This is a genomic window from Nocardia sp. NPDC055053, from assembly GCF_053608285.1.
On sequence record NZ_JBSGVD010000033.1, the window covers coordinates 64,588 to 78,278 of the forward strand.

At 69.8% G+C, this 13,691-nt stretch carries 17 protein-coding genes; 9 read left to right on the forward strand and 8 right to left on the reverse strand.

Going from position 1 to position 13,691, the window contains the following annotated elements; genetic code table 11:
* Window positions 1-59: 59 nt before the first annotated feature.
* Entirely contained in the window at window positions 60-527 is a 468-nt protein-coding gene (locus tag ACWF82_RS27245) for an SRPBCC family protein (protein WP_452505661.1), read from the reverse strand.
* A 57-nt stretch (window positions 528-584) separates the two neighbouring features.
* Window positions 585-995, reverse strand: a complete 411-nt coding sequence (locus ACWF82_RS27250; protein ID WP_452505662.1) for a nitroreductase family deazaflavin-dependent oxidoreductase — start codon at window positions 993-995, stop codon at window positions 585-587.
* 121 nt (window positions 996-1,116) lie between these two features.
* Between ACWF82_RS27250 and ACWF82_RS27255 the strand changes: the two genes are divergently transcribed.
* The 3 genes from ACWF82_RS27255 to ACWF82_RS27265 all read left to right on the forward strand — a co-directional run bounded on the left by ACWF82_RS27255 (window position 1,117) and on the right by ACWF82_RS27265 (window position 4,102).
* The gene (locus tag ACWF82_RS27255; protein WP_452505664.1) at window positions 1,117-1,833 is read left to right on the forward strand and encodes a metal-dependent hydrolase; all 717 of its coding nucleotides are present in this window, start codon (window positions 1,117-1,119) and stop codon (window positions 1,831-1,833) included.
* Between the two features lie 215 nt (window positions 1,834-2,048).
* A complete protein-coding gene (locus ACWF82_RS27260; RefSeq protein ID WP_452505666.1) occupies window positions 2,049-3,305 on the forward strand; it encodes a lipase family alpha/beta hydrolase in 1,257 nt (418 codons plus the stop codon).
* Window positions 3,302-4,102 carry a HugZ family pyridoxamine 5'-phosphate oxidase gene (locus tag ACWF82_RS27265; protein WP_452505668.1) on the forward strand — a complete coding sequence of 267 codons (801 nt, stop codon included), beginning with the start codon at window positions 3,302-3,304 and terminating at the stop codon, window positions 4,100-4,102. Before ACWF82_RS27260 ends, ACWF82_RS27265 begins: the two co-directional genes overlap by 4 nt.
* Window positions 4,103-4,133: 31 nt before the next feature.
* Here the strand turns inward: ACWF82_RS27265 and ACWF82_RS27270 are convergent, their stop codons facing one another.
* Together ACWF82_RS27270 and ACWF82_RS27275 are read right to left on the reverse strand one after the other, a co-directional pair.
* A complete protein-coding gene (locus tag ACWF82_RS27270; protein ID WP_452505670.1) occupies window positions 4,134-4,484 on the reverse strand; it encodes a hypothetical protein in 351 nt (116 codons plus the stop codon).
* A 78-nt stretch (window positions 4,485-4,562) separates the two neighbouring features.
* The gene (locus ACWF82_RS27275) at window positions 4,563-5,147 is read right to left on the reverse strand and encodes an HdeD family acid-resistance protein (protein WP_452505672.1); all 585 of its coding nucleotides are present in this window, start codon (window positions 5,145-5,147) and stop codon (window positions 4,563-4,565) included.
* Window positions 5,148-5,309: 162 nt separating this feature from the next.
* On the opposite strand from ACWF82_RS27275, the gene ACWF82_RS27280 reads away from it, so the two are divergent.
* A complete protein-coding gene (locus ACWF82_RS27280) occupies window positions 5,310-6,284 on the forward strand; it encodes a glycosyltransferase family 9 protein (RefSeq protein ID WP_452505674.1) in 975 nt (324 codons plus the stop codon).
* Here the strand turns inward: ACWF82_RS27280 and ACWF82_RS27285 are convergent.
* Window positions 6,266-6,598 (reverse strand): ArsR/SmtB family transcription factor, encoded by a 333-nt coding sequence (locus tag ACWF82_RS27285; protein WP_452505676.1) that lies wholly within the window; start codon window positions 6,596-6,598, stop codon window positions 6,266-6,268. The genes ACWF82_RS27280 and ACWF82_RS27285 overlap by 19 nt on opposite strands.
* 280 nt (window positions 6,599-6,878) lie before the next feature.
* Here ACWF82_RS27285 and ACWF82_RS27290 point away from each other — a divergent pair, with 280 nt between their 5' ends.
* Complete coding sequence (locus ACWF82_RS27290; protein WP_452505678.1) at window positions 6,879-7,556, forward strand: M23 family metallopeptidase; 678 nt, start codon at window positions 6,879-6,881, stop codon at window positions 7,554-7,556.
* Between the two features lie 6 nt (window positions 7,557-7,562).
* Here the strand turns inward: ACWF82_RS27290 and ACWF82_RS27295 are convergent, their stop codons facing one another.
* A complete protein-coding gene (locus ACWF82_RS27295; RefSeq protein ID WP_452505680.1) occupies window positions 7,563-8,465 on the reverse strand; it encodes a LysR family transcriptional regulator in 903 nt (300 codons plus the stop codon).
* A 90-nt stretch (window positions 8,466-8,555) separates the two neighbouring features.
* Here ACWF82_RS27295 and mqo point away from each other — a divergent pair, with 90 nt between their 5' ends.
* Complete coding sequence (gene mqo, locus ACWF82_RS27300; protein WP_452505682.1) at window positions 8,556-9,995, forward strand: malate dehydrogenase (quinone); 1,440 nt, start codon at window positions 8,556-8,558, stop codon at window positions 9,993-9,995.
* On the opposite strand, the gene ACWF82_RS27305 is transcribed toward mqo, so the two are convergent.
* Window positions 9,979-10,581, reverse strand: a complete 603-nt coding sequence (locus ACWF82_RS27305) for a TetR/AcrR family transcriptional regulator (protein ID WP_452505684.1) — start codon at window positions 10,579-10,581, stop codon at window positions 9,979-9,981. The two genes, mqo and ACWF82_RS27305, sit on opposite strands and share 17 nt — an antisense overlap.
* A 107-nt stretch (window positions 10,582-10,688) precedes the next feature.
* On the opposite strand from ACWF82_RS27305, the gene ACWF82_RS27310 reads away from it, so the two are divergent.
* On the forward strand, window positions 10,689-11,540 hold the full coding sequence (locus ACWF82_RS27310) for an SDR family oxidoreductase (protein ID WP_452505686.1): 852 nt from the start codon (window positions 10,689-10,691) through the stop codon (window positions 11,538-11,540).
* Between the two features lie 110 nt (window positions 11,541-11,650).
* Window positions 11,651-12,709, forward strand: coding sequence for a hypothetical protein (locus ACWF82_RS27315; RefSeq protein ID WP_452505687.1), 1,059 nt, complete (start codon window positions 11,651-11,653; stop codon window positions 12,707-12,709).
* A 46-nt stretch (window positions 12,710-12,755) separates the two neighbouring features.
* On the opposite strand, the gene ACWF82_RS27320 is transcribed toward ACWF82_RS27315, so the two are convergent.
* On the reverse strand, window positions 12,756-13,082 hold the full coding sequence (locus ACWF82_RS27320) for a hypothetical protein (protein WP_452505689.1): 327 nt from the start codon (window positions 13,080-13,082) through the stop codon (window positions 12,756-12,758).
* Between the two features lie 230 nt (window positions 13,083-13,312).
* Here ACWF82_RS27320 and ACWF82_RS27325 point away from each other — a divergent pair, with 230 nt between their 5' ends.
* Window positions 13,313-13,648 carry an RNA polymerase-binding protein RbpA gene (locus ACWF82_RS27325; protein ID WP_188827104.1) on the forward strand — a complete coding sequence of 112 codons (336 nt, stop codon included), beginning with the start codon at window positions 13,313-13,315 and terminating at the stop codon, window positions 13,646-13,648.
* Window positions 13,649-13,691 lie beyond the last annotated feature (43 nt).

Here is a 13,691-nt window from a genome sequence, read left to right on the forward strand (position 1 = left end):
GGAAGCGAAACACCCCGTGGCTCAGTGCGAGTCACGGGGTGTTTCGTGTGCGGCCAGGATCACACGGTCGCGTCGGCCTCGGCGAGTTCGGCCAGCCGATCGACCGAAGCCCGCAGCTTGTCCGAGGTGGTCGCCCTGGCCCGCACCTGACGCAGTTCGTCGTGCAGCTGGGTCCAGTCGTAGGTGTGGGTCACCCGGGTGTGGGTGTCGTCGATCGGCTCCAGCTCCCAGCGCCACAGATGTCCGGGCGGGGTCTTGTCACGCTCGGACGGGTTCCAGGCGATGCGGCGGCCTTCCTCGAACTCCACGATGTGGTTGTCGCGATCGGCGCCGTTGGTGAGGGTGGTGGTGAAGACGTCACCGGTGGCGCGGACCCGTTGGCCCACGCTCGCTTCCGCGAGATTGTCGTTGCCGTCCCAGCGTGGCTGCTGGGCGGGGTCGGCGATCAGTTCGAAGATCGCGGCGGCGCTCGCCGCGATCTCGCGGGAGGCGTGGACGATGCGGGGCGCGTCGATGGTTTCGGTCACCGGGCGATCGAACCAGCAGCTCACCCGACCCGGCAACCGTTCCGCTCGAGTCCGCGACTAACTCGCCCGGTACACCGCGAAGACGGGGATCTCCCTGCTGGTCTTGTCCCGGTACTCGCCGAAGCCCGGCATCAGCTCGACCATCCGGTCGAACAGCGCGGTGCGCTCGGGGTCGGCGACGAGTTCGGCCTTGCCCGTGAAGGTTTCGGTCGGCAGCTCGACGGTCAGCTCCGGATCGGCGACCAGGTTGTGATACCACGCGGGGTGCTTGTCGGCGCCGCCGTTGGAGGCGATCAGCACGATGCGCTCGCCGTCGGGCAGGAACACCAGCGGGTTGGTGATCGCGCGACCGGACTTCGCGCCGGTGGTGGTGATGATCACCATGTTGTCGCGGCCCTCGAACATGCCGCCGACCCGGCCACCGTTGGCCCGGAACTCGGCGATCACCTGGTCGTTGAATGCACTCATCCTCGTCCTTTCGCGGTGCGGTCCCCTGCGCCAACCATCCGGACACGCCGGACATTCCCGCCCGCGCACCGGCCTGCCTCGGCATATGCGCCGAACTAGTGAGCTCCTCTAACGTTGCGGGGTGCTAGGACATTCACATGCGACCAGTGGCGCGCTGGCCTGGGCGGGTACCGCCGCGGCGCTCCCGCTCACGGTCGCCGCGTTCCCCCTGTTCGACAGCGACACAACACGATTCGGGATCGCCGAATTGATCATGGGCACCCTGCTCACCGCGGGTGCCGCCTTGTTGCCGGACGCGGATCATCCGAGCGGAACCATCTCGCACGTGCTGGGCCCGGTGTCACATCACCTGTGCCGGTTCATCTCCTGGGTCTCGGGCGGTCATCGCCACGGCACCCATTCGCTGCTGTTCGTTGTCGCCGCGGTCGCCGCCACCTGGGCCGGGGAGCACTACCTCGGCAGGCCGTTCACGCTGGGCCTGGTGTTCTTCCTGCTCGCGCTGGCGGTGCGGTCGCTGCATCTGTGCCCGCCGGGCAAGAGCGTGCGGACCTACGGGACGGTCATCGTGCTGGCGACGGCGGGCACCTTCGCCGTCGACCACTGGATCGTCGACCGGCCCGCGTGGCTGCCGATCTGCGTCGGGCTGGGGTGCCTGGCGCACCTGCTCGGCGACTGCCTCACCGACCGGGGTTGCCGGCTGCTGTGGCCGTTCCCGCTGCGGACCAGGGTGCCGTTGATCGAGCGGACCGGGAACCGGGTCGAAACCTGGGTCATCTCTCCGCTTTTCGTGCTCGGCACGATGGGCGCGCTCTGGTACGCGATCATGCATCGGCCGTGATCGGCCCTCGCCCGTGAGGACGGCGGGCCCTCCCCCGCCGTCCTTGTCTTCTTTTTCGCAGTTCGGCATGGTGAGCTACATGTTTAGATGCGCATATCGCAGTATCGGCATGTTGATTGTGACCGGTAACGAACAGCGGGCGGGAGACTTTCCCCACCTTCCCGAAGCTGACCCAGGCTCAGCATCTTTCAGTGCACAGTTGTACTCTCAGCATCGTGACCGAGCAGTTCCTCCAATCCCAGGCCGAAGTACAGGCGCTCACGCGGCTGGCGGGCGACGAGTTCGCCGGCGCCGTCGACGGGATAGCGGCCATCCACCGCGCCATCTCCGACCGGGTGTTCGCGGCAGTGCGGGTGGGCGTCGGCCCGGCCGCCGATCCGGTGAAGCTCGTGCACGACGCGATCACCGACGGCGTGTACGCGGTGGTCGGCGGGACCGGGTTCGTGGTGGGCGAGGTCGCGAGCGCGGTCCAGGTTCCCGGTGTCACCGCACCGTCGCGCACCGTGTGGGGCGCGGGCATCCTGGCCGCGGTGCAGGGACTGATCGGCGACGCGCTCGCGGACGAGGAACCGATCCTGGCCTCCCCCATGACCTTTCGCGTCGACGGCGCACCGGTACCGCCCGAGCTGCTCGCCGCGCATTTCGCCGTGCCGACGACCAGGCTTGTCGTGCACCTGCACGGCCTGGTGGAGACCGAGCACGCGTGGCGCCTCGGCGGGCGCCCCACCTACGGCGAACAGCTGGAAACCGACCTCGGCTACACCCCGGTCTTCGTGCGGTACAACTCCGGCCTGCACATCTCCGAGAACGCGGCTCAGCTCAGCGCCCTGCTGACGCGGCTCGTGACGGCCTGGCCGCTGCCGGTGCACGAGATCTGCCTGATCGGACATTCGATGGGCGGGCTGGTCGCGCGCAGCGCGTGCCATCAGGCCGACGAGGCGGGCGAAGCGTGGGTGCGCGCGGTCCGGCAGGTGGTGTGCCTGGGCTCCCCGCACCTTGGCGCTCCCCTGGAGCAGCTCGCCCACTACGCCGCGGCCGCGTTCGACCTGCTGCCCGAGACCCGTCCGCTGGGCAAGCTGCTGCGCAGGCGCAGCGCGGGCATCCGGGATCTGCGCCACGGGTCCCTGGTCGACGAGGACTGGCGCGATCTCGACGTCGACACCCTGCGCGCGCGAGCGGTGCGCGAGGTGCCGTTGATCGCGTGCGCCGAGCACTACTTCGTCACCGCGACGTTCACCCGCAGCCCGAAGCATCCGCTCGGCCTGATCGTGGGTGACGGCCTGGTGCTCAGCGGCAGCGGCTCGGGCCGCGGCCGGGCCCGCCGGATCGGCTTCGACGGCGTCAACAGCCTGCATGTGCCCGAGGCGAACCATTTCAGCCTGCTCAATCACGACGCGGTCTACGCGGCATTGCACAGCTGGCTGTCGAGCACCCCACGCAAGGCGGTCCGGGTGGATACGCTGTGGCCATGACTCTCGACCACGGCGACCCCGGCGACGCACCCTCCATCCCGCTGCCGACCGCTCCCCTGGCCAACGAGGCCCGCCCCTCGGCGGCCGAGGAAGCCAGAACGATTGCGGCGGCGACGAATACGGGCACCCTGGCCAGCCTGACGGCCGATGGTGCGCCGTGGGCGTCGTTCATCACCTACGGACTGCTCGACGGCGCGCCGGTGCTGAGCGTCTCGCGACTGGCCGAGCACGGCCGCAATCTGGCCGCCGATCCGCGCGCGAGCATCGCCGTCGTGACACCCGACATCCCGGCCGATCCGCTGGCGGGCACCCGGATCACCCTGGCCGGCGTGGTGGAGCAGCCGGTGGGCGCCGAAGCCGAGGCGGCGCGCGCCGCACACCTGGCCGCCATCCCCGCCGCGAAGTACTACATCGACTACAGCGATTTCACGCTGTGGATCCTGCGGGTCCAGCGGGTGCGCTGGGTCGGCGGATACGGGCGGATGGATTCGGCCTCGGCGCAGGAGTACCTCGACGCGCAGCCGGACCCGATCGTGCCGCAGGCCGCGCCGGGCATCGCGCATCTCAACGCCGACCACGCCGACGCGCTGCTGGCGATGGCCAAGCAACTCGGCGGATTCCCCGACGCGACCGCCGCCTCCTGTGAGCGCGCCGACCGCTACGGGCTGGAACTGCGGGTCGAGACGCCGCGCGGGGTGGCTCGTACCAGGGTCGGCTACGCCACACCGCTGTCGGAGATCTCCGAATTGCGGTCGGCGACGGTCGAACTGGCGCGCCGGGCCCGCGCGGCGGGCTGATCCGCGGGGCCTACCCGCCGGGCCGGGAGGATCAGGTCCAGAGCGCGGCGACGAGCACGTTGACGATCGCGAGTCCGCCCGCGACGTCGGTCATCGAGTCGATCTGCTTGCCGCGCTTGGCATCGGCCCTGCCCATCTCGGCGAGCGCGACCACGATCACCGAGATCGCCAGCTTCACCGCCAGCTTGATGGTGTCCGGGTCCTTGTCGAGCGAATCGACGCCAGAGGCCAGGCCGGCCAGGATCACACCGGTGATCAGCTGCGCACGCGCACCCCAGACCATCAGCTCCGATACGACGGGGCGCGAGGCGGCGAAACCACCGACGACGGCTGCCATCCCGAGCAGGTGCGTGACAACCACCAGGTTGTAGACGAATTCCATGAATGCCGAGCGTAGTTCACCCGAAAGCGGCCGATGCCCGAAGGCGCCGGCCGTTCTCCGACGAACTTTTCCGTGGCGTCAGAGCCCCTGCTGCTCCAGCACCCGCGAATCCTTGCGGACGCCGAAGGCGGTGATGATCTCCATGATGCCGATGACGATCAGGAAGATGCCGACCACCAGGGTGAGGGTCGTGAGCGAGCTGATCGGCCACACGATCAGGATGACACCGGCGATGGCGCTGATGATGCCGTAGAAGATCTGCCAGCCACGGCCGGGGACGCCCTTCTCCGAGATGGCGGCGAACAGGATCGCGACGCCACGGAACAGCCAGCTGATGCCGATCCACAGACCGAGCAGCACGATCGAGGCGAAATCGTCGCGGAAGCAGAAGACACCGATGATCAGCGACAGCACACCACTGATGAAGGACAGCACCCGGAAGCTGGTGCTCGGCAGGTGGGTGAAGGCGGCGATCAACTGGAAGATGCCGCTGACAACCATGTAGATACCGAACAGAATGCCCGCGACGAGCAGCGACGGACCGGGCCACACGAGCACGATGATGCCGAGGACCACCGCGAGGAGGCCGGTGACCAGAATTGTTTGCCAGGTTTTCTTGGCAAGAGCCGCAAACGGGCTCTCCAGCACGGTGTTTGTCGTCATGACGAGATGTTATGCCCGCCCGCTCTGGTTTTCCGGACATTAGCTGGGGCCGTGACCGTGTCGCGACCGCGGCCATCGCGCCGAGCGGGGGTCCGGTGACAACCGCCACGTCCTTGCCCACGCGAACGTTTGGCTTGCCCTGCTCCCGGGTAGGTCATGGAAGTGTCGGTTGTACTCGTGCTGCAAGCTCGGGGCCTCGGTGATCTCCTCGCCGCGGTCCCGGCTCTGCGTGCTCTGCGCCGGGCCGAACCACGCAGCAAGATCGTGCTGGCGGCGCCGCATCGATTGGAACAGATCGTCGATCTGATCTCCTCGGTCGATGAACTGGTGCCCACCGCCGATCCGGCCGCCCTGATCTGGGACGGGCCGGCACCCGAGTTGGCGGTGAACCTGCACGGCGCGGACGGCGCGAGCGCGCGAGCGCTGGCCGATACCGGCGCCGACCGGATCATCGGCCACCGCTCCCCCGCACTCCCCAAGCTCGCCGGTCCCCGCTGGGATCCCGAGGCGCACGTGGTCGATCGGTGGTGTCAGCTGCTGGAGTCGGCGGGCATAGTGGCCGATCGCCGCAATCTCGGGCTGGTTCCGCCGGTGGCGTCGCTGAGCCGCCGCGACTGCGTCGTCGTGCACATCGGCGCGGGCGCCCCCGCCCGGCGGTGGCCGCCGGAGCGGTTCGCGGCCGTGGTGCGGCATCTGCTGGTGCTCGGCCGGGACGTGGTCCTCACCGGCGACCCGTTCGAACGCGAGATCGCCGTGCAGGTGGCCGCGCAGGCCGGCCTGCCCGACGACCGGGTGCTGGCAGGCAGGCAGAACCTCACCGACCTGGCCGCCACGGTGGCCGAAGCCTCGCTGGTGATCAGCGGCGACACCGGTGTCGCGCACCTGGCGACCGCCTTCGGCACCCGCACCGTGCTGCTGTTCGGGCCGACGCCGCCGCGCCGGGGCGGGCCGCCCGCGCACCTGCTCGGCAGGCACGCGGTGTTGTGGGCAGGGCAGGTCGGCGACCCGGAAGGCCGCTCACCGGACCCGGGGCTGTTGCGGATCGGCGTGCCCGAGGTGGTGTCCGCGGTGGACGCGCAGCTGGACAAGCAGGACTGGGCGGACTCGACCCGGTCGCGTTATCGCCGGGTGGGCTGAGCCGGGGCGGCGGCTTCGCGGAGGGCGGCCGCGTGGGCGGCCAGCGCGCTGGGCCAGAACTGCTCGAGATAGTCGCGGGCGTCGCTGAGGCCGCGGGGGTCGAGGGAGTAGAGGTGGCGGTTGCCGTCGCGGCGCATGCTCACCAGGTGCGCTTCGCGGAGCACACGCAGGTGCTGCGAGGCCGCCGAGCTGGTGATGCCGGTGGCCGCGGCCAGGTCGGCGACCGAGCGTGGGCCCTGCGGTAACGACTCGAAGATCGCACGCCGGGTGGGGTCGGACAGGGCCGTAATTGCCCGAACTCCGTTAGTGTCCACTGAATCAGTGTCCTCCGGACGGGGATATTCGGCAATGATCTTGCGACCTGGGAATTCCTCCCGGTCGGTCCCCGGAATCTCCGTTTTTGTTACGCTGTTGTTATAGATCAACTGGGGTTATAGCCAGCAGTGATGGCAGCCACATCATTGGCCGTCGACATCACGGTTTCGCTACGTTCGAAACATGTTCGTGACCAACCCGTTATCTGCTCGAGTCTCCGACGCCTTCGCCGGCCGTTGGGGAGGCGTAGTCGCGGGTGCGGTGGCTTTGTCCGCACTCGTGGGAACCTCCGTCGCCACCTTCGGTGAGCCCGAGACCCCGACCTCCGACACCAGCATCACCGCGGGCGCCACCCAGGCCATCACCGCGGGCCAGTCACCGTACCGCTTCGTCGCCTATACCCCCGCCGAGGCCCAGGGCCCGCAGGGCGAGGCCCCCGCGTCGGCCCCGATCGCGTGGGAAGAGCACCGCGAAGCGGTCGCTCTCGCGCTGCCCGAGCTGCCGCCGATGCCGGTCATCGCCCCGCCCCCGCCGCCGCCGCGCCCGCAGACCGTCCGCCCGGTCAACGGCAGGCTGACCTCCTACTACGGCGCCCGCTGGGGCGAGTCGCACAACGGCATCGACTTCGGTGACCCGATCGGCGCCCCCGTCTTCGCCGTCACCGACGGTACCGTGATCGAGACCGGTCCGGCCTCCGGCTTCGGCCTGTGGGTCCGCGTCCAGCAGGACGACGGCACCATCGGCGTGTTCGGTCACGTCAACGAGATCCTGGTCGAGACGGGTCAGCACGTGAACGCCGGTGACGTCATCGCCACCGTCGGTAACCGTGGCCAGTCCACCGGTCCCCACCTGCACTACGAGGTGCACGTGCCGGACGGCTCCCTCTACGGCGCCCCGATCGACCCGCACCCGTGGCTCGCCGCCCGCGGCGTCGACGCCGGTGTCGCCCAGGACTGATCCGCACTACAGACTGATCCGCGCCGTGTGCGCGATCAGGAAATCCCGAAGCCGCGCGACCGCGAGCGTCGGCCCATGGTCTCCCGAGACCAGGCCGATCTCGCGGTCGCGTTCGCCATCGATACGCACGACCGCGAGATCGGGATGCGGTATCTCCGCGGCGGGCAGCAGCGCGACGCCGAGACCGAGCGCGACCAGTTCGCGCAGGGTCTCGAATTCGGTGATCTCGAACAGCACCCGTGGCGTGAAACCCGCTGCGGCGCACCAGGTATCGAGCAGGGAACGCAGCTGATAGCTGGGCGGGTTGGCGATGAAGGCCGTGTCGGCCAATTCAGCGAGGCCGACGTGGGCGCGGCAGGCCAGTGGGTGCGTGCGCGCCACGTGCAGGTCGATGCGCTGCCTGCCGAGCGGCACCGTCGGCAGATCGGCGGGCGGCGGGATCATCACCGCCAGATCGAGCCTGCCGTCACGGACCTGCTCGGCCAGTGCCTCGCCGTGCGCCTGAACCAGGTGCAGCCGGATCCTCGGCGCTCTGGTGTGGAACTGCGCCAGCAGTGTCGGAATGCTCACCGGGCCCAGGGTGAGCGGGAAGCCGAAACGGACAAGGCCGCTGTCGGGGTCGGCGTCGGCGCGCACCCGGCGCACCGCGTCGTCGAGAGCGCGCACCAGGCCACGGGTGTGTTCGTAGAGCTCGCGCCCCTGCGGGGTGAGCGTCACGCCGCGCCCGACCGGCTGGAACAGGGCCACGCCCAGCGCCTGTTCCATCGTCTTGATCCGGCGGCTCAGCGAGGACTGGGGCACCCCGAGCCGCTGCGCCGCCCTCGTGAAGTGCCCTTCGTCGGCCGCCGCGTCGAAGGCCGCCAGCAGCGGTGCCAGGGCTTGCGCTCCCCCGTCGCCTGAATCATCCATATTCGGATCATATCGTCGGCGATTTCGTATTGGACGGATCACTCCCGGTGGCGTGACGATGGCGGTACACAGCTCACGGGAGGTTCGACGATGACCGAGACGACACCCATCCACCCCGAATCCGCCGGTAACGACGACGTTCTCGACGCCGTGCTGATCGGCGGCGGCATCATGTCCGCCACGCTCGGCGCGCTACTCAGCACGCTCGCGCCGGACTGGTCGATCGCCCTGTTCGAACGGCTCGGCGAACCGGCCGCCGAGAGCAGTCATCCATGGAACAACGCGGGCACCGGACATTCGGGCCTGTGCGAGCTGAACTACATGCCCGATCCCCGCGACGGCGGCAAGGCGGCCGGGATCGCCGAGCAGTTCGGGCTCTCGCGGCGGTTCTGGTCGGCACTGGCCCGCCGCGGCGAGCTCGATCCGGCCACCTTCGTCACGGCGACCCCGCACGTGACGGTGGTGTTCGGCGACCACGACATCGCCTATCTGCGGCAGCGGTACGCGACACTGCGCGACCAGCCCGCGTTCGCGGGCATGGAGTACAGCGAGGATCGCGCCGTCATCGCCGAATGGGCGCCGCTGCTCGTGCGCGGGCGCGCCGACGGCGAGGCGATGGCGGCCACCCGGCACACCGCGGGCACCGATGTCGACTTCGGCGCGCTGACCAGGTCGCTGCTGTCGACGATGACCGCGGCGGGCAATGCGGTCCGGCTGCATCGCGAGATCACCGGACTCACCCGCGGCAAGGACGGGTTGTGGACCGTGCGCGGACGAGACCTGGACAGCGGCAGGCGTTTTCGGGTGCGCACCCGGTTCGTGTTCGTCGGGGCGGGCGGCTACGCCCTGCGGCTGCTGCAGCGGGCCGGGCTGCGGGAGGTGCGTGGTTACGGTGTGTTCCCGCTCGGCGCGCAGTTCCTGCGTACCGGCAATCCCGACGTGGTCGCCGAGCACCACGCGAAGGTCTACAGCCAGGCCGCGCTCGACGCTCCGCCGATGTCGGTGCCGCACCTGGACCGTCGCGAGGTCGACGGCAGCGCCTCGTTGCTGTTCGGTCCCTACGCCACCTTCAGCACGCGGCTGCTGCGCCACGGCAAGCTGACCGACCTGTTCACCACGCTGCGACCGCACAACATCGTGCCGCTGATGGCCGCCGGCCTGCGGAATCTCGATCTGGTCCGCTTCCTGATCACCGAACTCCTTGCGTCGCGGCGCCGGAAGTTCGCGCAGCTCCAGCGCTTCTATCCCACCGCCGATCCCGGCGATTGGGAGCTGATCCAGGCCGGGCAGCGCGCTCAGCTGGTCAAGCCGGATCCCCGGCACGGCGGTGTGCTCGAATTCGGCACCGAACTGGTGACCGGGGCCGACGGCACCGTCGCCGGGCTGCTCGGCGCCTCCCCTGGCGCCTCGATCGCGCCGTCGATCATGCGCGACCTGCTGGAGCGCTGCTTCCCCGAACGACGCTACGAGTGGTCGCCGCTGCTGGCGGAACTGCTGCCGGAGACAGCGCCGGTCAGCGCGGCGCGTTGACGAGGGCCCCGATCAGTCGGTGGCTGCGAGCGCTCATCTCGCCCGCCGTCTGCCCGGGGTGCCGCAGCCACCACAGCACCAGCGAGGTCACCGACCCCATCCAGACATCGGTGAAGGCGGACAGGTCGTCGGGATCGGTGAGCGCGAGCCCGCTGAGCGCGTCGGCGACGCCACGGGCCGCCTGGTCGGCGATGCGGCGGCGGGCCGCGCGCACGGCGTCGGCGGCGGCACCCTCGTCGGGATGGGAGCGGTCGAAGACGACGGTCCAGTCGTGCGGTCGCGGGGCGAGGGCGACGAAGAGCGCGTCGAGGGTCCGTTCGGCCTTGCTCAGCCCGCTCGCCCCGGTGATGGCCGTTTCGATCGCGTCGTAGATGACGGTGGCGGCGCGCTCGACACAGGCGATGTAGAGCCCGTCCTTGGACTGGAAATAGGTGTAGACCAGCGGCTTGGACACCCCGGCCCGCCGCGCGACATCGGCAGGCGACAGACCCGCGTAACCGACCCGCCCGATCTCGGCGACCGCGGCGTCGAGGATCTGCTGCTCACGCTCGGGGCGCGGGACACCTTTGGTTCCAGCTGTGCTCACCCGACCCATCCAACCATCACGGCCGCACCGGTTGACACTCAATTGACGATTTTGTAATTTACTAGATAGTAAATTACATCGGTAGCCCTCGACGCCCAGGAGTCCCCGTGCTCGACCGCCTCGCGCAGTCCTTGCTGCTCAACCCGCCCGCGTTGCCGCGTACCGTGGCGCGGCTCGTACTCGGCGAGCGGCACGAGATCGCGGGCAAGACCGTCCTGCTGACCGGCGCGTCGTCCGGGGTCGGCCGCGCCGCCGCCCACACGCTCGGCCGCCACGGCGCCCGGCTGATCCTGGTCGCCCGGACCGCCGAACCCCTGCTCGATGTCCGCGACGCGGTGCGCGCGGCGGGCGGCGTCGCCGAGAGCATCACCTGCGATCTGTCCGAGCCCGGCGACGTCGACGACCTGGTCAAAACCGTGCTCGAGCAATACGGCACGGTCGACGTGCTGGTGAACAACGCGGGCCGGTCGATCCGCCGTCGCGCCGCCGATGCCACCGACCGGTTCCACGACTACGAACGGACCATGGCGCTGAACTACTTCGGCGCGGCGCGGCTGACCATGGGACTGCTCCCCGCGATGCTCGAGGTGGGCGACGGGCACGTCGTCAATGTCTCCACCTGGGGAGTCGCGGCGGGCACGATGCCGATGTTCACCGCCTACCACGCGTCCAAAGCCGCGCTCGGCGCGTTCGGGCGCAGCCTCGGCGCCGAAACCCGCTCGCGCGGTGTCCATGTCACCACGGCCGGGTTCCCACTGGTGCGCACCGAGATGATCGCCCCCACCGGCGCCTACGACGAGTCGGCCGCGCTCAGCGCCGAGCAGGCCGCCGACTGGATCTGCACCGCGATCCGGACCAGGCCGATCGAGCTCTACCCCCGCTACACCCGGATCCTGCAGGCCGTCGCGACCGTGTCGCCGCGCGCGGTCGACGCGGTCATCTGGCGCCTGGGGATCTGACGACCCCCTCGTGACCGCACCCGGGTAGGGCAGGCCCCTACCCGGGTACGGGTGCCGAACCGTTCCGCAGTGGGAGGCGGTGCGGCACACCGGATTTCTACCGTCGAATCATGGCGACGATCGATCTCTCCCGCACCCTGTCCCGCATCCGGGTACCCGCCGCACCGGTCCGCGACGGAACCGACCGCGCGCCCTGGCACGGCCCGCTGCTGGTGAACTCCGCCCTGATGGCCGGGCTCGTTGTCGTGTCGGTCGTCGGCATGCTGGTCGACGACCGCCTGCTGCTCGGCGAATCGGTGTGGCTCAAGCCCGCCAAGTTCGGGCTCGCCTTCGCGCTCTACGGGGTGACGCTGGCGTGGATCCTGCGGCTGCCGCATCGCGGGCGGCGGGTCACCTGGTGGCTGGGCACCGTCTTCGCCGTCACCGGGATCGCCGATGTCGGCTTCATCGCGCTGCAGGCCGCGCGCGGCACCTTCAGTCATTTCAACACCGCCGACGACCCGGTCAACCAGATCGGCCAGCAGGTGTTCGCCTCCGGCGTCCCCGGGCTGTTCCTCGCCAATCTCGTCCTGGCGGTGATCATCTCGTGGCAGAAGCTGGCCGACCGGCCGACCAGGATCGCCTTGAAGGCCGGGCTGTGGCTCGCGGTGGCAGGCATGATGCTGGGCTATCTGATGGGCTTCACCGGACCGCAGCTGGTCCGCCAGGCCGACGGCACCGTGGTCGGCCTGATGGCCGGGCACACCGTCCGAGCGGGCGGCGCGCACGGTGACGCGGCGCGCGACGGCGTCGGCGCCATGCCGATCACCCATTGGAGTACCACCGGCGGTGACCTGCGCATCCCGCATTTCGTCGGTCTGCACGGCATCCAGGTGTTGCTGCTGCTGGCCGTCGTCCTGGTCGCCCTCGCGCCCCGCTATCGCTGGCTGCGCACCGAAACCGTCCGTGCCGCCCTGCTCGGCGTCGCCGTACTCGGCTACTTCGGTCTGCTCACCCTGGTGTTCTGGCAGGCGCTGCGCGGTCAGCCGCTGACCAGCCCCGACCTCGCGACCGCAGGTGCGGCGAGCGCACTCGCGCTGCTCGTCGCGGGCGGTGTGACGGCCGTGTACCTGCGGGCCCGCGAGACCTCGACCGGGTTCCCCGTCGAAGACCGGCACGCCGGAGCGTGAGCGCCGATCCCCCTGGTTGCCCACTCGCCTTGGGCGCCACGGGGATTCAGCGCAACCGTTCGGCTTCCCTGGCCAACGTCACCAGCGTGGCGCTGAGCTCGGCCAGTTCGACGTGCTCGGCACCTTCGGCCACCGCCGTTGCGACGTCTTCCGCGGCGCACCGGGCGGCGAACCAGCGGTCGGCCAGATCCGCGGCTTCCTGCGCGGACAGCACCACCGCGTCCTCCGGAATCCCGGTGCCCTTGAGGCTGGTGCGGTGCTCGTAAGCCCGTTGACGGCACGACTGGCGACAATAGCGACGACGGCGACCCGACTCCGAATCCACGATCTCCCGCCCGCACCACAGGCAGGACAGCAGGCGACTGCGCGACATGGTGCGAAACCCTATCGGTCCGAGGCCCGATACGGCGGCACAGGTCTCGCTGAGCGGGCACTGTGCCCGGCCGACGGCTCAGGGCCCGCTCGGTCAGATCACCATTGCGACTACAATGGAACAGTTCAGACGTCCCGCGCGTTAACGGTAGGACCACGACCAGTTCGCAGGCCTGAGAACCGCCGAAGCCGCGAACCCGCGGCGCCAGCCGCCAAAGACAGGGAGCACACATGGCAGATCGCGTACTCCGAGGCAGTCGGCTCGGAGCGGTGAGCTACGAGACCGATCGCGACCACGACCTGGCCCCGCGCCGGATCGCCCGCTACCGCACCGACAACGGTGAGGAGTTCGACGTCCCGTTCGCCGACGACGCGGAGATCCCGCCCACCTGGCTGTGCCGCAACGGCCAGGAGGGTCAGCTGATGGAGGGCACCACGGTGGAGACCAAGAAGGTCAAGCCGCCGCGCACTCACTGGGACATGCTGCTGGAACGGCGCAGCAAGGAAGAGCTCGAGGAGCTGCTCAAGGAGCGCCTCGACCTCCTGAAGACGCGCCGCCGCGGATAAGAGCCCAGCACCACGACGGCGAAGGCCGCCTCCCCATCCGGGA

Excerpts from the sequence above, each read along its gene's own strand:
- ACWF82_RS27320 (WP_452505689.1), bottom strand. The coding sequence starts at position 13,082 with ATGTCGCGCAGTCGCCTGCTGTCCTGCCTGTGGTGCGGGCGGGAGATC.
- ACWF82_RS27295 (WP_452505680.1), bottom strand. The coding sequence starts at position 8,465 with ATGGATGATTCAGGCGACGGGGGAGCGCAAGCCCTGGCACCGCTGCTG.
- ACWF82_RS27265 (WP_452505668.1), top strand. The coding sequence starts at position 3,302 with ATGACTCTCGACCACGGCGACCCCGGCGACGCACCCTCCATCCCGCTG.
- ACWF82_RS27275 (WP_452505672.1), bottom strand. The coding sequence starts at position 5,147 with ATGACGACAAACACCGTGCTGGAGAGCCCGTTTGCGGCTCTTGCCAAG.
- ACWF82_RS27270 (WP_452505670.1), bottom strand. The coding sequence starts at position 4,484 with ATGGAATTCGTCTACAACCTGGTGGTTGTCACGCACCTGCTCGGGATG.
- mqo (WP_452505682.1), top strand. The coding sequence starts at position 8,556 with ATGACCGAGACGACACCCATCCACCCCGAATCCGCCGGTAACGACGAC.
- ACWF82_RS27250 (WP_452505662.1), bottom strand. The coding sequence starts at position 995 with ATGAGTGCATTCAACGACCAGGTGATCGCCGAGTTCCGGGCCAACGGT.
- ACWF82_RS27325 (WP_188827104.1), top strand. The coding sequence starts at position 13,313 with ATGGCAGATCGCGTACTCCGAGGCAGTCGGCTCGGAGCGGTGAGCTAC.
- ACWF82_RS27315 (WP_452505687.1), top strand. The coding sequence starts at position 11,651 with ATGGCGACGATCGATCTCTCCCGCACCCTGTCCCGCATCCGGGTACCC.